This window comes from Pantoea sp. 1.19 (assembly GCF_001922585.1).
Taxonomy (GTDB): domain Bacteria; phylum Pseudomonadota; class Gammaproteobacteria; order Enterobacterales; family Enterobacteriaceae; genus 1-19.
Map to the genome: position 1 here is coordinate 23,364 of NZ_MRBS01000011.1, position 14,710 is coordinate 38,073.

Genomic DNA, 14,710 nt, shown 5'->3' on the forward strand with positions numbered 1-14,710 from the left:
CCGACGCTACACGCTGTCTTTTATTTGCATAAGATGCCAATATCTTTTTTACGATAAACAGCAGTTATCAACGAGGTCTTATGCCAGGCAGCATTAAACTGCATCAGCTGCGCGCATTTACCGCCGTCAGCCAGCACGGGAGCATTCGCGCCGCCAGCCGCCTGTCGGGGCTGTCGCAGCCGGCGCTGACCAAAGCGATTCAGGAACTGGAGTCAGTGCTGGGCGCCCGGCTGTTTTTACGCCGACAGCAGGGCGTAGAGCTGACCGATATTGGCCAGCATTTTCATCGTCACGCCAGCCTGGTGTTGGAAGAACTGCGGGTGGCACAGGAAGAGATCCAGCAGCGGCTGGGGCTGGCGGGTGGCCAGGTGAATATTGGCGTCGGCGGCAGTATTGCCCGCACCATCATGCCAAACGTTATCACGCGCTTTCACCAGACCTATCCCAATGTGCGGGTGCGAATTGTTGAGGGCCAGCTGGTATCGATGATCCCCGAACTGCGGCAGGGCGCGCTGGATTTCACTCTCAACACCCATGACCGCACCGATTACGATCGGGAGCTGACCTTTGAGCCGCTGATGCAGCGCGAATACTGCGTGGTGGTGCGGCAGGGCCACCCCTGCCAGGGCGCGCGCGCGCTGCGCGAGCTGCTGCACTGCGACTGGACCATGCCGACGCCGAAAGGCAACTATTATCGCCTGCTGGGTGACCGCTTCGCCCAGCAGGGGATTCGGCCAACCATTGTGGTGACCTGCGAAACCTTTATGGCCTGTACCAGCCTGATTGCGCAGAGTGATTTTGTCAGTATTTTATCGCGCGATGTGATCAGCGATCCGGTGATGGGCCGCAACCTGGTGGCGCTGGAGATGGATGAACCGCTACCCAAGGCCACTTTTTATCTGATTCAGCGCCGCGACACCGCGCTGACGCCGATGGGCGCGTACCTGGCGCAGCTGTTTCGTCAGCACTGTCGGGACAGCATCGCCTCCTGACCGCAAGGCACACCTCCGTCGGCGCGGCCGGTTTTCGCGGCCAGCCGTGCGCCACGTCCGATTTTTCTCCTGACCGGGCGTTCATGCGTAGCGCACGTTGAATCGTAGGATGGTCTCTCAGGCATAACACTGAGAGGCAGGAAACCATGAAACACGCGCTTGTTACACTTTTATTGCTCACTTTTGCCGTCCCTTCGCTGGCAACGCGCCCGTCGCAGGACAACGCTACCTTCGCCGATGACGGGATTGGGATGACCCGGGTCGCCCCGGCCATGGAGGACAAGGGAACCGGCCAGCGAATGCTGAGCCCTAACTATAGCTACATTCGCTGCGCTTACCGGTTAAAAACAACGCAGGCGGCCGGCACCGATCCGGCCTCAGACTGGATTTGGGCCGTGCATACCGAAACGCCCAGCGCCTGGGCTATCGTAAAGGGGCACTGGGCCGGCTCGCTGCCCATCACGAATATGTTTTATACCCAGGTCAATTATCAGCGCCTGCAAGAAATATGTCAGTTTAGCCTTCAGCAAAAGCATATTCAGGCCACTGATGTGATCCCCTATGCCGGGAATGGCTCCCAGTCCTGGTATTACACCTTCTGGAATGAAAATCCCAAGCCGCCGACGGTTAAACTGGGGAAATCGGTGTTTGACCGTATGATCGTCTTCGGTGACAGCCTCTCCGATACGATTAATCTGTATAACGCCACGTTCGGCGCGATGCCACAAAACAAGAGCTGGTATCTGGGTCACTTCAGCAACGGGCCGGTCTGGCATGAGTATATCGCTAATAACCTGAGCCACATTCCCAGCTATATCTGGGCCTCGGCGAATTCAGAGAGCGGTGATAAGTCGTTTTTTCCGTCTCTGGTGAGCCAGGTAGATAATTTTTTCAGCTATCGAGCCTATGCCAACCATTACAATATCGATAACAGCTTATTTTTTGTCTTCGTTGGCGGTAACGATTTTGTCACCGGCGGAAAAAGCCCGGAACAGGTGTTGGAAAATTATCAACAGGCGCTGATTCGCCTGGCGGACGGCGGTGCCAAAACGGTGGCGATTTTCCGACTGCCTGATTTTTCCATCGTGCCGGCGGTGGCAAACAGGACGACGCAGGAGAAAAGTCAGCTTGCTGACCGATCGGTTCGTTTTAATCTGCTGCTGGACCGGCTACTGGAGGATCTGCGTCAACGCTATCCCGCCAGCACTTTCCTGACGCTGCATACCGATCGCATCCTCGATGAGGTACTGCACGACAGCGCCCGCTTCGGCTTAACAGATGTCCAGAACGCCTGCCTCAACGTCGGCAACAGCAGTCTGCCGTACATCGCACCGCAAACGCCATCGCCGGCCTGCGTCCGGGATAATGCGCGCTTTATGTTCTGGGATAAGATGCATCCCACGACCGCCACGCACCGCATCCTGGGGGATGCGGTCTGGCAGGAGCTGGGTGAGTTGCTCAGCGACAGTCACTGATCCTCCCCCCTCCCGGCAGCGGGAGGGGGCTGCCGATCACGGCAGGCGCGGATAGGCATCGGCGATGCTATCGCCGGTGAAGCGGGCCACCCACCCTTCCGGATTATCAAAGATGCGAATCGCGGTAAAGTGCGGCTGCGATCCCATATCAAACCAGTGCGGGGTGCCGGCCGGTACGGAGATCAGATCATTTTTTTCACACAGGATCTGCCAGACGTGGCCGTCAAGGTGCAGGCAGAATAGCCCGGCCCCTTCCACAAAGAAACGCACCTCATCTTCACCGTGGGTATGTTCAGATAAAAATTTGCTGCGTAGCGCGGTCTTTTGCGGATGATCGGCGCGCATGCTGATCACGTCCCAGCTCTGATAACCCTGCTCCGCCACCAGGCGGTCGATGGCGTGCTGATAGGCGCGCAGCACCGCCTCCGGCTGCGGATCCTCTCCCAGATCGCGGTCGGCCTGCCAGCGCTCGAAGCGCACGCCTTTGGCGTTCAGCTGCGCCCGGATGGCCTCTGGATCGGTGGCGTGAAACGTCGGGACGGTGGCATCCGTATCGGAAAAAATGGTCAGTGCACTCATGGGGTGACGTCCTCCGGTTGTATCTGATCGAACCCGCTGACCTGGCGATGCGTACTGCGCGCGTCCGCCTCGCCGCGAATCAGCTGGAGTGTGTGCCAGCCGGCTTCCCGCGCTGCGTCCAGCTCCTGATGAATATCCGATAAAAACAGTAGCGAGGCCGGCGACAGCGCCAGCCGGTCGGCAATGGTGCGGTAGGCGCTCACCTCGCGCTTGGCGCCGACGTGGGTATCAAAATAGCCGGTGAACAGCGGCGTAATATCCCCTGCGTCGCTGTAGCCAAACAGCAGCTTCTGCGCCGCCACCGAACCGGATGAGTAGACGTAGAGATCGATTCCCTGCCCGCGCCACGCCTGCAGTGCCGGCAGCACGTCGGCATAGAGGTGACCGGTAAACTGGCCGCTCAGGTAGCCATCGCGCCAGATCATCCCCTGCAGGGCCTTGAGCGCGGTCGATTTGCGATCTTCATCCATAAATTGCCTGAGGGCAGCGATCAGCCGCTGGCTGTCGGCCTGCGGCTCGCCCAGTTCGGCGCGCAGATCGTCCAGTGCCTGACGCACGGCCGGCTCGGCGTGCTGCTGCTGAATAAAATCGGCAAGGTGCTCACGGGCGAAGGGGAACAGCACGTCGTGCACAAAGCGAATATCGCTGGTGGTTCCTTCAATATCGGTCACGATAGCGCGTATCATTGGCCCTCCAGCAGGCGCAGTTGTACTTCACACTGAAACAAAAACTCCAGCCCTTCCAGATGGCGGCGGGCTTCCTGTACGTCGCGGCCCCAGCAGGTGAGGCCGTGGCCGCGCAGCAGAAAACCGTAGCGTAGCGGTTCGCTGTCGGCGCGCCGGGCGATACGCGCGGCCAGCGCGTCAATATCCTGGTCGTTATCAAACAGCGGGATTGCCACTGGATCAAGATGGCTTTGCTGACCGCTGAGGCTTTTTTGCATCTCATAGCCCTGCAGCACCAGCGCTTCGTCGCGACAGAGGCGCGACAGTACGGTGGCGTTCACCGAATGGGTATGCAAAATCGCCCCTACCTCAGGATAGCGACGGTAGATGAGGGTATGCAAACCGGTTTCGGCCGACGGTCGCCGCCCGCCGGTGACGCGGTTGTCTGCCAGGCGGACTTCGACAAAATCATCGATCGTCAGCGTCCCTTTATCGAGACCGGAGGCGGTCAGCAGACAGCTTTCCGCATCCTGCCGCAGCGACATGTTGCCGCCGGTTGCCGGCGCCCAGCCTTTGGCCCCAATCCAGTGGCAGGCCGCCACCAGCTGTTCACGTTGTGCGCTCATCTTGCCCCTTGCGATAAGGTTATGCGGAATACGGATATAGACGTCTAAGCGTCTTGATTGCCAGAGTCTAGCATCGCCGTTATAGTGGCAGCAACACGAGCCGCGAGCTCTTCACGTTTTGCCGCAAGGATCACTTCGCATGAGCGAGACCCCGCTGCTGCCCGACAGCAAGCTGCCCGCGCTGGGCACCACCATTTTTAGCCAGATGAGCGCGCTGGCTCAGCAGCATCAGGCCATCAATCTGTCACAGGGATTCCCGGATTTTGATGGCCCCGCCCATCTGCAGGCGCGGCTGGCGTATCACGTCAGCCAGGGAGCCAATCAGTATGCGCCGATGACCGGCGTTGCGCCGCTGCGCGCGGCGATTGCCGATAAAACGGCCGGGCTAATCGGCTGGCGTCCCGACGCGGAGACGGAGATAACGGTGACCGCCGGCGCCACCGAAGCCCTCTACGCCGCCATCACCGCACTGGTGCGGCCGGGAGATGAGGTTATCTGTTTTGATCCCAGCTATGACAGCTATGCCCCGGCGGTGACGCTGGCCGGCGGGACGCTGCGGCGCATCGCCCTGCAGCCGCCGGCGTTTCGCCCGGACTGGGCGGCGTTTGCCGCGCTGCTCAACGCGCAAACCCGGCTGGTTATCGTCAACACTCCGCACAACCCCACGGCTACCGTCTGGCAGGCAGAGGATTTCCAGGCGCTGTGGCAGGCGATCGCCGCGCGGCCGATTTGGGTGCTGAGCGACGAGGTGTATGAACACATCTGCTTTACCCCACAGGGGCACCAGAGCGTGCTGGCCCACCCCGGCCTGCGCGCGCGCGCCATGGCCGTGTCGTCGTTTGGCAAAACCTTTCATATGACCGGCTGGAAAGTGGGCTACTGCATAGCGCCGCCGGCGCTTAGCGCCGAGGTGCGCAAAGTGCATCAGTACCTGACGTTCTCAGTTAATACGCCAGCGCAGCTGGCCATGGCCGACATGCTGCGCGACGAGCCGGCGCACTATCGCGAACTGCCGGCATTTTATCGTGCCCGGCGCGATCGCTTTGTGCGCGCGCTGTCGGCCAGTCGCCTGCGGCTGCTGCCGTGCGACGGCACCTATTTTCTGCTGGCCGACTACAGCGCCGTGTCCGATCTGGACGACGTGGCGTTTTGCCGCTGGCTGACCACCAAGATCGGCGTGGCGGCGATTCCGCTGTCGGTATTTTGCGCCGGCCCTTTCCCCCATAAGCTGATCCGGCTGTGCTTTGCTAAACGTGATGCGACGCTGGATGCTGCCGCGGAGCGACTATGTCAACTTTAACGGTAACCGTATTACAGGCGCCGCTGGCGTGGATGGACGGCGAGGCCAATCTGCGCCATTTTGACCACCTGCTGGCGGCAATTGACCAGCGCGATCTGATTATCCTGCCGGAAATGTTCACCACCGGCTTTGCCATGCAGGCGGCCACCCAGTCGCTGCCGGAGACCGACGTGATTGCCTGGCTGCACGGTCACGCGGCGCGCACCCGGGCGCTGATCGGCGGCAGCGTGGCGCTGCAAATCGACGGCGGCGCGGTGAACCGCTTTTTACTGGTGCAGCCCGACGGGGTGGTGCATCGCTATGATAAGCGCCATCTGTTCCGCATGGGTGAAGAGCACCACCATTACCGGGCCGGCCAGCAGCGCGTGGTGATCCACTGGCGCGGCTGGCGCATCCTGCCGCAAATCTGTTATGACCTGCGCTTTCCCGTGTTCGCCCGCAACCGCAACGATTACGATCTGGCAATATGGGTCGCCAACTGGCCGGCCGCGCGCACGCTGGCCTGGCAATCGCTGCTGCTGGCGCGCGCGATCGAAAACCAAAGCTATGTGGTAGGCTGCAACCGGGTTGGCGAGGATGAAAATGGCCTGCGCTACAGCGGCGATAGCCGCATTTTCGCTCCGCAGGGCGAGACGCTGGCCAGCAGCGAGCCGTTTCAGCCTGCCCGTCTGGAAGCCGAACTGTCGCTGAGCGAACTGCAGGCTTTGCGCGAGCGCTTCCCGGCCTGGCGCGATGCCGATGCGTTTACCCTGCAGCGCGACGGCCTCTGATTGTGCCCCCGCCGCCCGGCGGCGGGGCCGCTTCCCCGGGCGGAATTATCGACGCCCCGACTCCCCACGGCGGCACGGGAATTAAAAAACAACGGAAAATAAGAAAACGCGATAAAACCTCAGCGGACGTTTTCACCGACGATCGTTAAGCTGACCCCTGCACATTGCCGGGCCGGCGGTCAACAACGCCGCCGCCTCTTTTAACGAACGGGTCACGCTCATGTCAGATGCTTCAGCACAGTACGTTATCGGGTTATTCCTGCTACTGGGGGGGAGCCCGCCGGTGGTCGGCGCAGGCCTCCCTGCACTGGCGTTCACGCCGGTACTGACGGAGCGGCCGATCGTTTCAGTGCGTCCGGCGACAGCGGTGCGTCAACCGGCGACCTTGCGCGATGCCTCCCCGGTATTTTATCGCATCGATACGCCGCGCAGAGCGAGTGACCCGGCCGACGCCCCGCTCAGCTGGAGCGTTGACGGCGACGCTCTGGTTGCCCGCAATCACGGCGCGGCGATGATTGCGCTGGGTTCCGTCTCGCTACTGCATGCTGGCCAACGCACCGACTTCCGCGAAACCTGGGTGGCCCCCTATGCTGCAGTGCGGTTTACGCTGAAGGCCGGTGCACCGGTCGCGGGCGATCGGGTGAACTGGTCATACGTGACCGGGCAGGGCGCGGTCACCCGCGGCAGTACCGTGCTGTGAGGCTGGCCCAGCCCCTTCCCTGACCGCTAATGCAGCGCTTAGCGATCCGCGCGGCGCGGCGCGAGTCGACGGCGACGCGCGTTAAACAGCAGGTTAAGCGCCACGGAGACCAGGCAGGTGGCGCTGATGCCGGAGTGAAACAGCGTCTGCACCCAGCCGGGAAAGCGATCGTAAAAGGTTGGCATCACGATCGGGATCATGCCGAAGGCCATCGCGGTGGCGACAATCACCAGGTTCATGTTGTCTTTGTAGTTCACTTTTGCCAGCGTGCGGATCCCGCTGGCCGCTACGGTACCAAACAGCACCACCCCCGCTCCCCCCAGCACCGGTAGCGGGATAGCCGCCACCAGACGCCCCAGCACCGGCAGCAGCCCCAGCACGATCAAAATTCCGCCGCCGGCGGCCACCACAAAGCGGCTTTTAATGCCGGTCATCGCCACCAGACCGATATTTTGTGCAAAGGCGCTCTGTGGGAACGAGTTAAACAGCGGAGCCAGCGCGCTGGTGAGCATATCGGCACGCAGCCCGGCGGCAATGCGCTTACTGTCCACTCCGGTTTCAACAATCTCGCCGATGGCAATCAGCCCGGCGGTGGTTTCGGTGAGCAGCACCAGCACAATCAGCAACATCGAGACGCTGGCGGCCAGATCAAAGCTCGGCTCGCCGAAAGTCAGTACGCCCGGCAGTGCCAGCCAGGCGCCGTCGCCAACCGCGGCAAAATCGGCGTCTCCCTGCAGGGCGGCCCACAGGGTACCCAGCACCATAGCCAGCAGCACCGACAGCCGCTTCAGCGCCGCGCCGCCGACCTTGTTAAGCAGCAGGATTGCCGCCAGCACCAGCCCTGCGAGGCCGATATTGTGCGGTGCTCCCCAGTCCGGGGATGAGGGGTGCCCCCCCATTGCCCAGCGCGCCGCCACCGGCATGAGCGACAGGCCAATTACCGCGATCACCGTGCCGGTGACCACCGGCGGAAAGAAACGGATGACATGGGCAAAAAACGGCGCGATCAGCAACCCCGCCAGCGCCGAGACGATGATCGCTCCGTACACCGTGGGTAACCCACCGCCGCTGCTGGCAATCGAGACCAGCGTCGCGACGCTGGCAAAGGAGACCCCCTGCACCAGCGGCAGCCGGGCGCCCAGACCGGGCAACCCCAGCGCCTGCAGCAGCGTGGCACAGCCGCTGACGAACAGCGCGGCGGTGACCAGCAGGCCAATCTGCGCGCTGTCCAGGCCGGCCGCCGTGCCGATAATCAGCGGAGGGGCAATGATGCCGCCGTACATGGTGAGCACGTGCTGTAATCCCCAGGCAAAGGTGGTCCCTGCCGGATAACGCGTATCTTCTGGCCTGACGCTCATAAGTGGGAGTCCTGTTGGTCATCGGGCGCGCCGCGCCCGTTTAGCGGATTAGCTACCCCGGTAGGTGGACCATGACCAGGGGGTTATCAAAAAAGGCAGATGGTAGTGCGCCTCATCTCCGGGCAGCTGCACATCAATCTGCGCCTGCGGCCAGAGCGACGGGCGTCCACTGCGCTGAAAATAGTCGCTCAGCGCGGCCACCAGCCGGTAGCGCCCCGCCGCCAGCGGCGCCGGTGATAGCTGGCGGATGCGGCCATCTCCGTCGGTGATGCCGGCGTGCAGATGAACCCAGCCGTCGGGCAGCCACTGTTCCAGCACGATGCTAATCCCTTCCGCCGGGCGGCCCAGCGCGGTGTCAAGAACGTGGGTACTGAGGGTGCTCATGCGATGGTCTCCTCAAGGCGTAATTGGGTGATGTCGCGCAGCTGCGCCAGCGCTTCGGCCAGCTCCTGCTGCGGAGAAAGCGTCAGGCGCTGCCGCAGGGCGGTGAGCATCGCCTGCGCGCTGCGCCCCTTCGCGCGGATCAGAAAAACGCGGCCAAAGCGCGCCTCATAGTCGGCGTTGCCCTGCCGCAGCGCCGCCTGCGTGGCGGCGTCGCTGTCGCTGAGCGACGCCTGCTCCCCGCGCGACAGTGCCGCCGCGCGACTGCTGCCGACGGCGCGTTCGCCAATGCGCGGATGGCCGCCGAGCGCACGGTCCAGATCCGCCGCCTGCCAGCTGACCATCAGTCGCTGCGCCTGGGCAAACAGTTCGCTCCGGCTGGCAAAGGGCCGCGCGGCCACCAGCGCCTGCTGCCAGGCCGGAAGAGCCACGCAGTGCGCTATGGCGGCCCGCGCCTGTTCGGCCTCGAGCCGGTTGAAGTCCTCAAGGGTGATCATGCGGCCTCCCCGCTAACGTGACCGCCGGCCACGCGCTGTACCACCAGGCTGTACGCCTGAATGGCCAGCGCCACATCTTCTGCCTGAACCGCCTCCGCCGGATGGTGGCTGACGCCGCCGCGACAGCGCACAAACAGCATCCCCACCGGCCAGCGTTCGGCGATGGCAATCGCGTCGTGACCGGCACCGCTCGGCAGCGCCAGCGAACGCCCCTGCACCTGCGCCACCGCGGTGCTAATCGCCGCCTGCAGGGCGGGATCGCACGGCGTCGCCGGGATCGCATAATACTCCTCAGCGTGGAAGCGCACGCCGCGACGCTGAGCGATCGTCTCTCCCGTGCGCAGCAGATCGGCCAGCAGCGCCGCCAGCGGCGCCTCTTCCGGTCCGCGCACATCCAGCGTCAGGTTGACCTCGCCGGGAATGACGTTCACCGCCCCCGGCAGACACTGCAGGGCACCCACCGTCGCCACCAGGTCGCGGCCGCGGCGCGGGGCCAGCTGCTCAATGGCGACCATCCACTCCGCCGCCGCCGCCAGCGCATCCTGACGGTGACTCATCGGCACCGTTCCGGCGTGGCCGGCGTGGCCAACAAAGCCGCAGTTAAGCCGGCGGGCGCCGTTGATGGCGGTGACCACGCCGAGCGCCAGCCCTGACTGCTCCAGCACCGGCCCCTGCTCAATGTGCAGCTCAAGGTAGGCGCTGATATGGCTGACCTCACGCGCCGCCTCGCCGATGCGGGCGGCATCCAGGCCGGCATCGGCCATCGCCTCGGCGACGGTAATGCGGTTGCCATCCGGCTGGGTGCTCCACGCCGCCGGCCAGCGGCCGGTCAGCCCGCGGCTGCCGAGCAGGGTGATGCCAAAACGGGTGCCCTCTTCATCGGCAAAGCCGACAATTTCGATCGCCTGCGGCAGCCGTCGCTGCTGCCGATGCAGCCAGGCGACGGTCTCAATCGCGGTGAGCACACCGAGCATGCCGTCATAGCGGCCGGCGTTGCGTACGGTATCCAGGTGCGAACCGAGCAGCAGCGCCGGCGCGTCCACGGTCAGCCCCTCATAGCGACCGCAGATGTTACCGACGCTGTCCTGCCAGACGCGCATCCCGGCGGCCTGCATCCACTCACCGACCCGCTGATTAGCGCGCAGATGCTCCGGAGACAGATACACGCGGGTAAGCGCCCCCGGCGTTTCGCTGATCTCCGCCAGCGCATCGCAGCGCGCCATGACCCGCGCCGCCGCCGCCGCGGCCTCGTCGGCGCTAAACGACACGGCCGCCATCAGTGCGCCTCACGGCGGTAATGGTCCCACGCCGCCTGCAGCGCCGCGCCCTGTACGGTGCGGAAGCCGAGATGGTTAAGCACCGCTTCCAGCGCGCTCAGCGTTTGCATTACGCAATCTTTTCGCGCGTTGTAGCCCATCGTGCCGATGCGCCACACCTTGCCGTGTAGCGGACCGAACGAGGTGCCAATTTCGATGCCAAAGTCGTCCAGCATCAGCTGGCGCACCCGATCGCCGTGGATCCCGGATGGGATCACGACGCCCAGCACGTTGTTCATTTTGTGTCGCAGATCGCCGAAGGTCTCCAGCCCCATATGCTGGATGCCGGTGAGCATTGCCTCACCGTGCAGCTTGTGGCGGGCGATGCCGGCGTCCAGCCCCTCCTGCAGGATAAGCCGGGCGCATTCGCGCGCGCCGTACAGCGCGGAGGTGGCCTCGGTGTGGTGGTTCAGGCGCTCCGGCCCCCAGTAATCCATGATCATCCCGAGATCGAAATAGTTCGACCAAATCATCTCGTCATCGCCGTCGCGGTGGGCCGCGGTGCGGATCCCCGCCTCGACGCGTTTACGCTGGCGAATGGTTTCCGCCAGCTTGTCGCTGAGGGTCACGGGGGCAGTGCCCGACGGCCCGCCGAGGCACTTTTGCAGCCCGGCGGAGACCGCATCCAGCCCCCAGGCGTCGGTTTCCAGCACGTTACCCGCCAGCGAGGCGGTCGCGTCGCAGTAGAACAGCACGTCGTGTCGGCGGCAGATCTCCCCCAGCTCGGCCAGCGGCTGCAGCATCGTGGTCGAGGTGTCGCCCTGCACGGTAAGCAGCAGCCGCGGCCGCACTTTTTTGATAGCCTCTTCTACCGCGTCGGGCGTAAAGACTTCGCCCCACGGCACCTCGATGGTGTGCACCTCGGCGCGACAGCGGCGAGCGATTTCGCACAGCAGGTGGCCGAAACGGCCGAATACCGGTACCAGTACCCGATCGCCGGGGCGGATTGCCGAGACCAGTACCGCTTCGATCCCGGCGCGCGAGGTGCCATCAACCAGCATCGTCCAGCGGTTTTGCGTGCGAAAAACGCCGCGATACAGCGCCATCACTTCGTTCATCATGCCGGTCATCGCCGGATCGTACTGCCCGACCAGCTGCGCCGACATCGCGCGCAGCATGCGCGGATCGGCGTTGATCGGCCCCGGCCCCATCAGCAGACGCGACGGCGGATTGATTTGCGAGAACTGCGTGATATCCATCTGAGGTTCCTTATCGTTAGTTCAGGCCGCGTACGGAGGAGATAAATTGCTTCAGCTCGGTGGTTTGCGGCGCGGCAAACAGCGTTTTGCTGTCGCCTTGCTCCCAGACCCGTCCCTGATGCATAAACACCACGCGGTCGCCCACTTCGCGGGCAAAATTCATTTCGTGGGTGACCAGAATCAGCGTCATCCCCTCTTTGGCTAACTGCTCAAGCACTTTTAACACTTCGCCGACCAGCTCGGGATCCAGCGCTGAGGTGATCTCGTCGCACAGCAGCACCTTCGGTGACATCGCCAGCGCGCGGGCGATCGCCACCCGCTGCTGCTGGCCGCCGGAGAGGCTGGCGGGATAGTAGTCGAGGCGCTCGCCCAGGCCGACTTTTTCCAGCATCTGCTGCGCCAGCGCCCGGCACGCGGCGGCCGGTTTTTTCAGCACCCGCCGCGGCGCCAGCATTACGTTTTCGAGGGCGGTCATGTGCGGGAACAGATTGAAGTTTTGAAACACCATCCCCACCGAGCGGCTGATCTCCCGCGCCTGCGCGTCGCGGCTGGTGATGGTCATCCCGCCCAGCTTGATGCTGCCGTCCTGATAACTTTCCAGCCCGTTCATGCAGCGCAGCAGCGTACTTTTACCGGATCCGCTGCGGCCGATGATCGAGATCACCTCGCCGGCGTCAACATCCAGATCAACCCCTTTCAGCACGTGATTGCTGCCGTAGAATTTCTGCACCTGATTAATGGTGATGAGCGGCATTGAATTTTTTCTCCAGATGTTGGCTGTAGCGGGACAGCGGCCAGCACAGTAGGAAGTAGCCCAGCGCCACCAGGCCAAAAACCTTGAACGGCTGGTAGGTCACGTTGTTCAGCATCGTGCCGGCCTTAGTCAGCTCGACAAAGCCGATGATCGACGCCAGTGCGGTACCTTTGATCACCTGCACGGCAAAACCGACGGTGGGCGCAATGGCGATGCGCAGCGCCTGCGGCGCAACTACCCGGCACAGGGTTTGACTGAAGCTAAGGCCAAGGCAGCGCGAGGCCTCCCACTGCCCTTTCGGCAGCGCCAGTACGCTGCCGTACCAGATATCCAGCAGGAAGGCGCTGGTGTAGAACGTCAGCGCCAGCGAGGCGGCGGTCCACGGCGAGACGTCGATGCCAAACAGCGCCACGCCAAAAAAAGCCAGAAACAGCTGCATCAGTAGCGGCGTCCCCTGGAACAGTTCGATGTAAGCGCGGATCAGCCGGTTGGGCCATCGGCGGCGCAGCAGGCGGATCAGCAGCAGCGGCAGCGTGACCAGCGTGCCGCCGAAGAACGCCACCAGCGACAGCGCCACCGTCCAGCGGGCCGCCAGCAGCAAATTACGAATAATGTCCCAGTCGGTAAAGGTCGTCATCATGCGGTCACCCCCAGCCATTTGCGACCAATGGCCAGCAGCAGCTGACGCATGGCGATCGATAATCCGAGATAGATAAGCGTGGCGACCAGGTAGACTTCAAAGCTTAAAAAAGTCCGCGACTGAATCAGGTTGGCGGCGAAGGTCAGCTCTTCATACGACACCTGCGAGACCACCGACGAACCGAGCATCACGATGATGCACTGGCTGACCAGCGCCGGGTAAATCCGCGCCAGTGACGGCGGCAGCACCACGCGCAGAAAGGTCTGCGTGCGGCTCAGGCCCAGCACCCGCCCCGCCTCCCACTGCCCTTTCGGCGTCACCTGAATACCGGCGCGAATGATTTCGGTGCTGTAGGCGCCAAGGTTGATGATCATGGCCAGCAGCGCCGCCTCACCGGCGGTCAGCTTTAGCCCCAGGTTAGGCAAGCCGAAGACAATGAAAAACAGCTGTACCACGAACGGCGTATTGCGGATCAGCTCGACGTAAACGCCCCACAGTCGGCTGGCCCAGTTGGCGCGGCCGCTGCGCAGCCACGCGCCGAGGATGCCGAGCGTCACCCCACCCAGCGTCGCCATCACCGTCAGTTGCACGGTAACCCACAGCCCGGCTAGCAGCTCCGGCCACATTGGCCAGAGCGCGGCAAAGTTGAGTTGTCCGATCATCCGCCCGCCCTTATGCGCCGAAGCCGGCCGGCAGTGGCGCTTTCAGCCAACTTTCCGACAGCGTATTCAGCGTGTTATCGCGCATCGCCTGCGCAATCAGCGCATCCACCCTGGCCTTCAGCGCCGGTTCATTTTTCCGCAGGCCAATAAAGCACGGCGAATCCTTCAGCATAAACTTCGCCACCGGCGCTTTGGCGGCGTTCTGCCGGGTAAGGGCGGCCACCACGAGATTACCGGTCGCCACGTACTGCACCTGCCCGGAAAGGTACGCCGACAGCGTGGTGTTGTTATCTTCGTAGCGCTTAAGCTGTGCGTCTTTCGGCGCCACCTCGCTCAACACCATGTCTTCCACCGCGCCGCGGGTGACGCCGATCGATTTCCCGCTCAGCGCCGCCGCCGTTTTCAGCGCTGTCGCCTGCGGACCAAACACGCCAAGGAAGAACGGCGCATAGGCGCGGCTGAAATCGATCACTTTTTCACGCTCCGGGTTTTTGCCGAGGCTGGAGATCACCAGGTCCACTTTATTGGTTTGCAAATACGGCACGCGGTTCGCGCTGGTGACCGGCACCAGCTGCAGTTTGACCTTCAGCTGGTTGGCGAGATATTTCGCCATATCGATGTCATAGCCTTGCGGCTGGAGATCGGTGCCAACCGACCCGAAGGGCGGAAAATCCTGCGGCACGGCGATGCGGATCACGCCGCGCTTTTCGATATCCGCCAGTTGGTCAGCCTGCGCCGGCGCTATCTGGGTCAACAGCACTGCCGCGCTCATGGCGGCCAATAACAGCTTTTTCAT

Annotated in this window: 17 protein-coding genes; 5 read left to right on the top strand and 12 right to left on the bottom strand. The window is 63.1% G+C overall.

Going from position 1 to position 14,710, the window contains the following annotated elements; all coding sequences use genetic code 11:
• Positions 1 to 80 precede the first annotated feature (80 nt).
• Positions 81 to 992, top strand: coding sequence for a LysR family transcriptional regulator (locus tag BS626_RS16525; RefSeq protein WP_075183484.1), 912 nt, complete (start codon positions 81 to 83; stop codon positions 990 to 992).
• Between the two features lie 146 nt (positions 993 to 1,138).
• Complete coding sequence (locus tag BS626_RS16530) at positions 1,139 to 2,467, top strand: SGNH/GDSL hydrolase family protein (RefSeq protein ID WP_083615983.1); 1,329 nt, start codon at positions 1,139 to 1,141, stop codon at positions 2,465 to 2,467.
• A 36-nt stretch (positions 2,468 to 2,503) separates the two neighbouring features.
• On the opposite strand, the gene BS626_RS16535 is transcribed toward BS626_RS16530, so the two are convergent.
• The 3 genes from BS626_RS16535 to BS626_RS16545 are packed head-to-tail and all read right to left on the bottom strand — an operon-like array spanning position 2,504 to position 4,337.
• Entirely contained in the window at positions 2,504 to 3,046 is a 543-nt protein-coding gene (locus tag BS626_RS16535; RefSeq protein WP_075183486.1) for an acireductone dioxygenase, read from the bottom strand.
• The gene (mtnC, locus tag BS626_RS16540; protein ID WP_075183487.1) at positions 3,043 to 3,732 is read right to left on the bottom strand and encodes an acireductone synthase; all 690 of its coding nucleotides are present in this window, start codon (positions 3,730 to 3,732) and stop codon (positions 3,043 to 3,045) included. Before mtnC ends, BS626_RS16535 begins: the two co-directional genes overlap by 4 nt.
• A complete protein-coding gene (locus BS626_RS16545; protein WP_075183488.1) occupies positions 3,729 to 4,337 on the bottom strand; it encodes a methylthioribulose 1-phosphate dehydratase in 609 nt (202 codons plus the stop codon). Before BS626_RS16545 ends, mtnC begins: the two co-directional genes overlap by 4 nt.
• Before the next feature lie 139 nt (positions 4,338 to 4,476).
• Between BS626_RS16545 and BS626_RS16550 the strand changes: the two genes are divergently transcribed.
• The 3 genes from BS626_RS16550 to BS626_RS16560 all read left to right on the top strand — a co-directional run bounded on the left by BS626_RS16550 (position 4,477) and on the right by BS626_RS16560 (position 7,107).
• Entirely contained in the window at positions 4,477 to 5,637 is a 1,161-nt protein-coding gene (locus tag BS626_RS16550) for a pyridoxal phosphate-dependent aminotransferase (RefSeq protein ID WP_075183489.1), read from the top strand.
• On the top strand, positions 5,625 to 6,407 hold the full coding sequence (locus BS626_RS16555) for an amidohydrolase (protein WP_075183490.1): 783 nt from the start codon (positions 5,625 to 5,627) through the stop codon (positions 6,405 to 6,407). Before BS626_RS16550 ends, BS626_RS16555 begins: the two co-directional genes overlap by 13 nt.
• 220 nt (positions 6,408 to 6,627) lie before the next feature.
• The gene (locus BS626_RS16560) at positions 6,628 to 7,107 is read left to right on the top strand and encodes a molecular chaperone (protein WP_139308849.1); all 480 of its coding nucleotides are present in this window, start codon (positions 6,628 to 6,630) and stop codon (positions 7,105 to 7,107) included.
• A 38-nt stretch (positions 7,108 to 7,145) separates the two neighbouring features.
• On the opposite strand, the gene BS626_RS16565 is transcribed toward BS626_RS16560, so the two are convergent.
• From BS626_RS16565 to BS626_RS16605, 9 genes are read right to left on the bottom strand one after another with little or no spacing between them, the layout of a single operon-like run.
• A complete protein-coding gene (locus BS626_RS16565) occupies positions 7,146 to 8,465 on the bottom strand; it encodes a nucleobase:cation symporter-2 family protein (protein ID WP_075183492.1) in 1,320 nt (439 codons plus the stop codon).
• Positions 8,466 to 8,513: 48 nt separating this feature from the next.
• A complete protein-coding gene (gene uraH, locus BS626_RS16570; protein ID WP_075183493.1) occupies positions 8,514 to 8,849 on the bottom strand; it encodes a hydroxyisourate hydrolase in 336 nt (111 codons plus the stop codon).
• Positions 8,846 to 9,343, bottom strand: coding sequence for a 2-oxo-4-hydroxy-4-carboxy-5-ureidoimidazoline decarboxylase (uraD, locus tag BS626_RS16575; protein ID WP_205949627.1), 498 nt, complete (start codon positions 9,341 to 9,343; stop codon positions 8,846 to 8,848). Before uraD ends, uraH begins: the two co-directional genes overlap by 4 nt.
• Entirely contained in the window at positions 9,340 to 10,620 is a 1,281-nt protein-coding gene (gene hpxK / locus BS626_RS16580) for an allantoate amidohydrolase (protein WP_075183494.1), read from the bottom strand. The genes uraD and hpxK overlap by 4 nt, the downstream gene beginning before the upstream one ends.
• Entirely contained in the window at positions 10,620 to 11,858 is a 1,239-nt protein-coding gene (locus BS626_RS16585) for an alanine--glyoxylate aminotransferase family protein (protein ID WP_075183495.1), read from the bottom strand. Before BS626_RS16585 ends, hpxK begins: the two co-directional genes overlap by 1 nt.
• Positions 11,859 to 11,874: 16 nt before the next feature.
• Positions 11,875 to 12,612 carry an amino acid ABC transporter ATP-binding protein gene (locus tag BS626_RS16590; protein ID WP_075183496.1) on the bottom strand — a complete coding sequence of 246 codons (738 nt, stop codon included), beginning with the start codon at positions 12,610 to 12,612 and terminating at the stop codon, positions 11,875 to 11,877.
• The gene (locus BS626_RS16595; protein ID WP_139308850.1) at positions 12,593 to 13,252 is read right to left on the bottom strand and encodes an amino acid ABC transporter permease; all 660 of its coding nucleotides are present in this window, start codon (positions 13,250 to 13,252) and stop codon (positions 12,593 to 12,595) included. The genes BS626_RS16590 and BS626_RS16595 overlap by 20 nt, the downstream gene beginning before the upstream one ends.
• A complete protein-coding gene (locus BS626_RS16600) occupies positions 13,249 to 13,914 on the bottom strand; it encodes an amino acid ABC transporter permease (RefSeq protein ID WP_075183497.1) in 666 nt (221 codons plus the stop codon). The genes BS626_RS16595 and BS626_RS16600 overlap by 4 nt, the downstream gene beginning before the upstream one ends.
• Before the next feature lie 10 nt (positions 13,915 to 13,924).
• Positions 13,925 to 14,710, bottom strand: a complete 786-nt coding sequence (locus BS626_RS16605; RefSeq protein ID WP_075183498.1) for a transporter substrate-binding domain-containing protein — start codon at positions 14,708 to 14,710, stop codon at positions 13,925 to 13,927.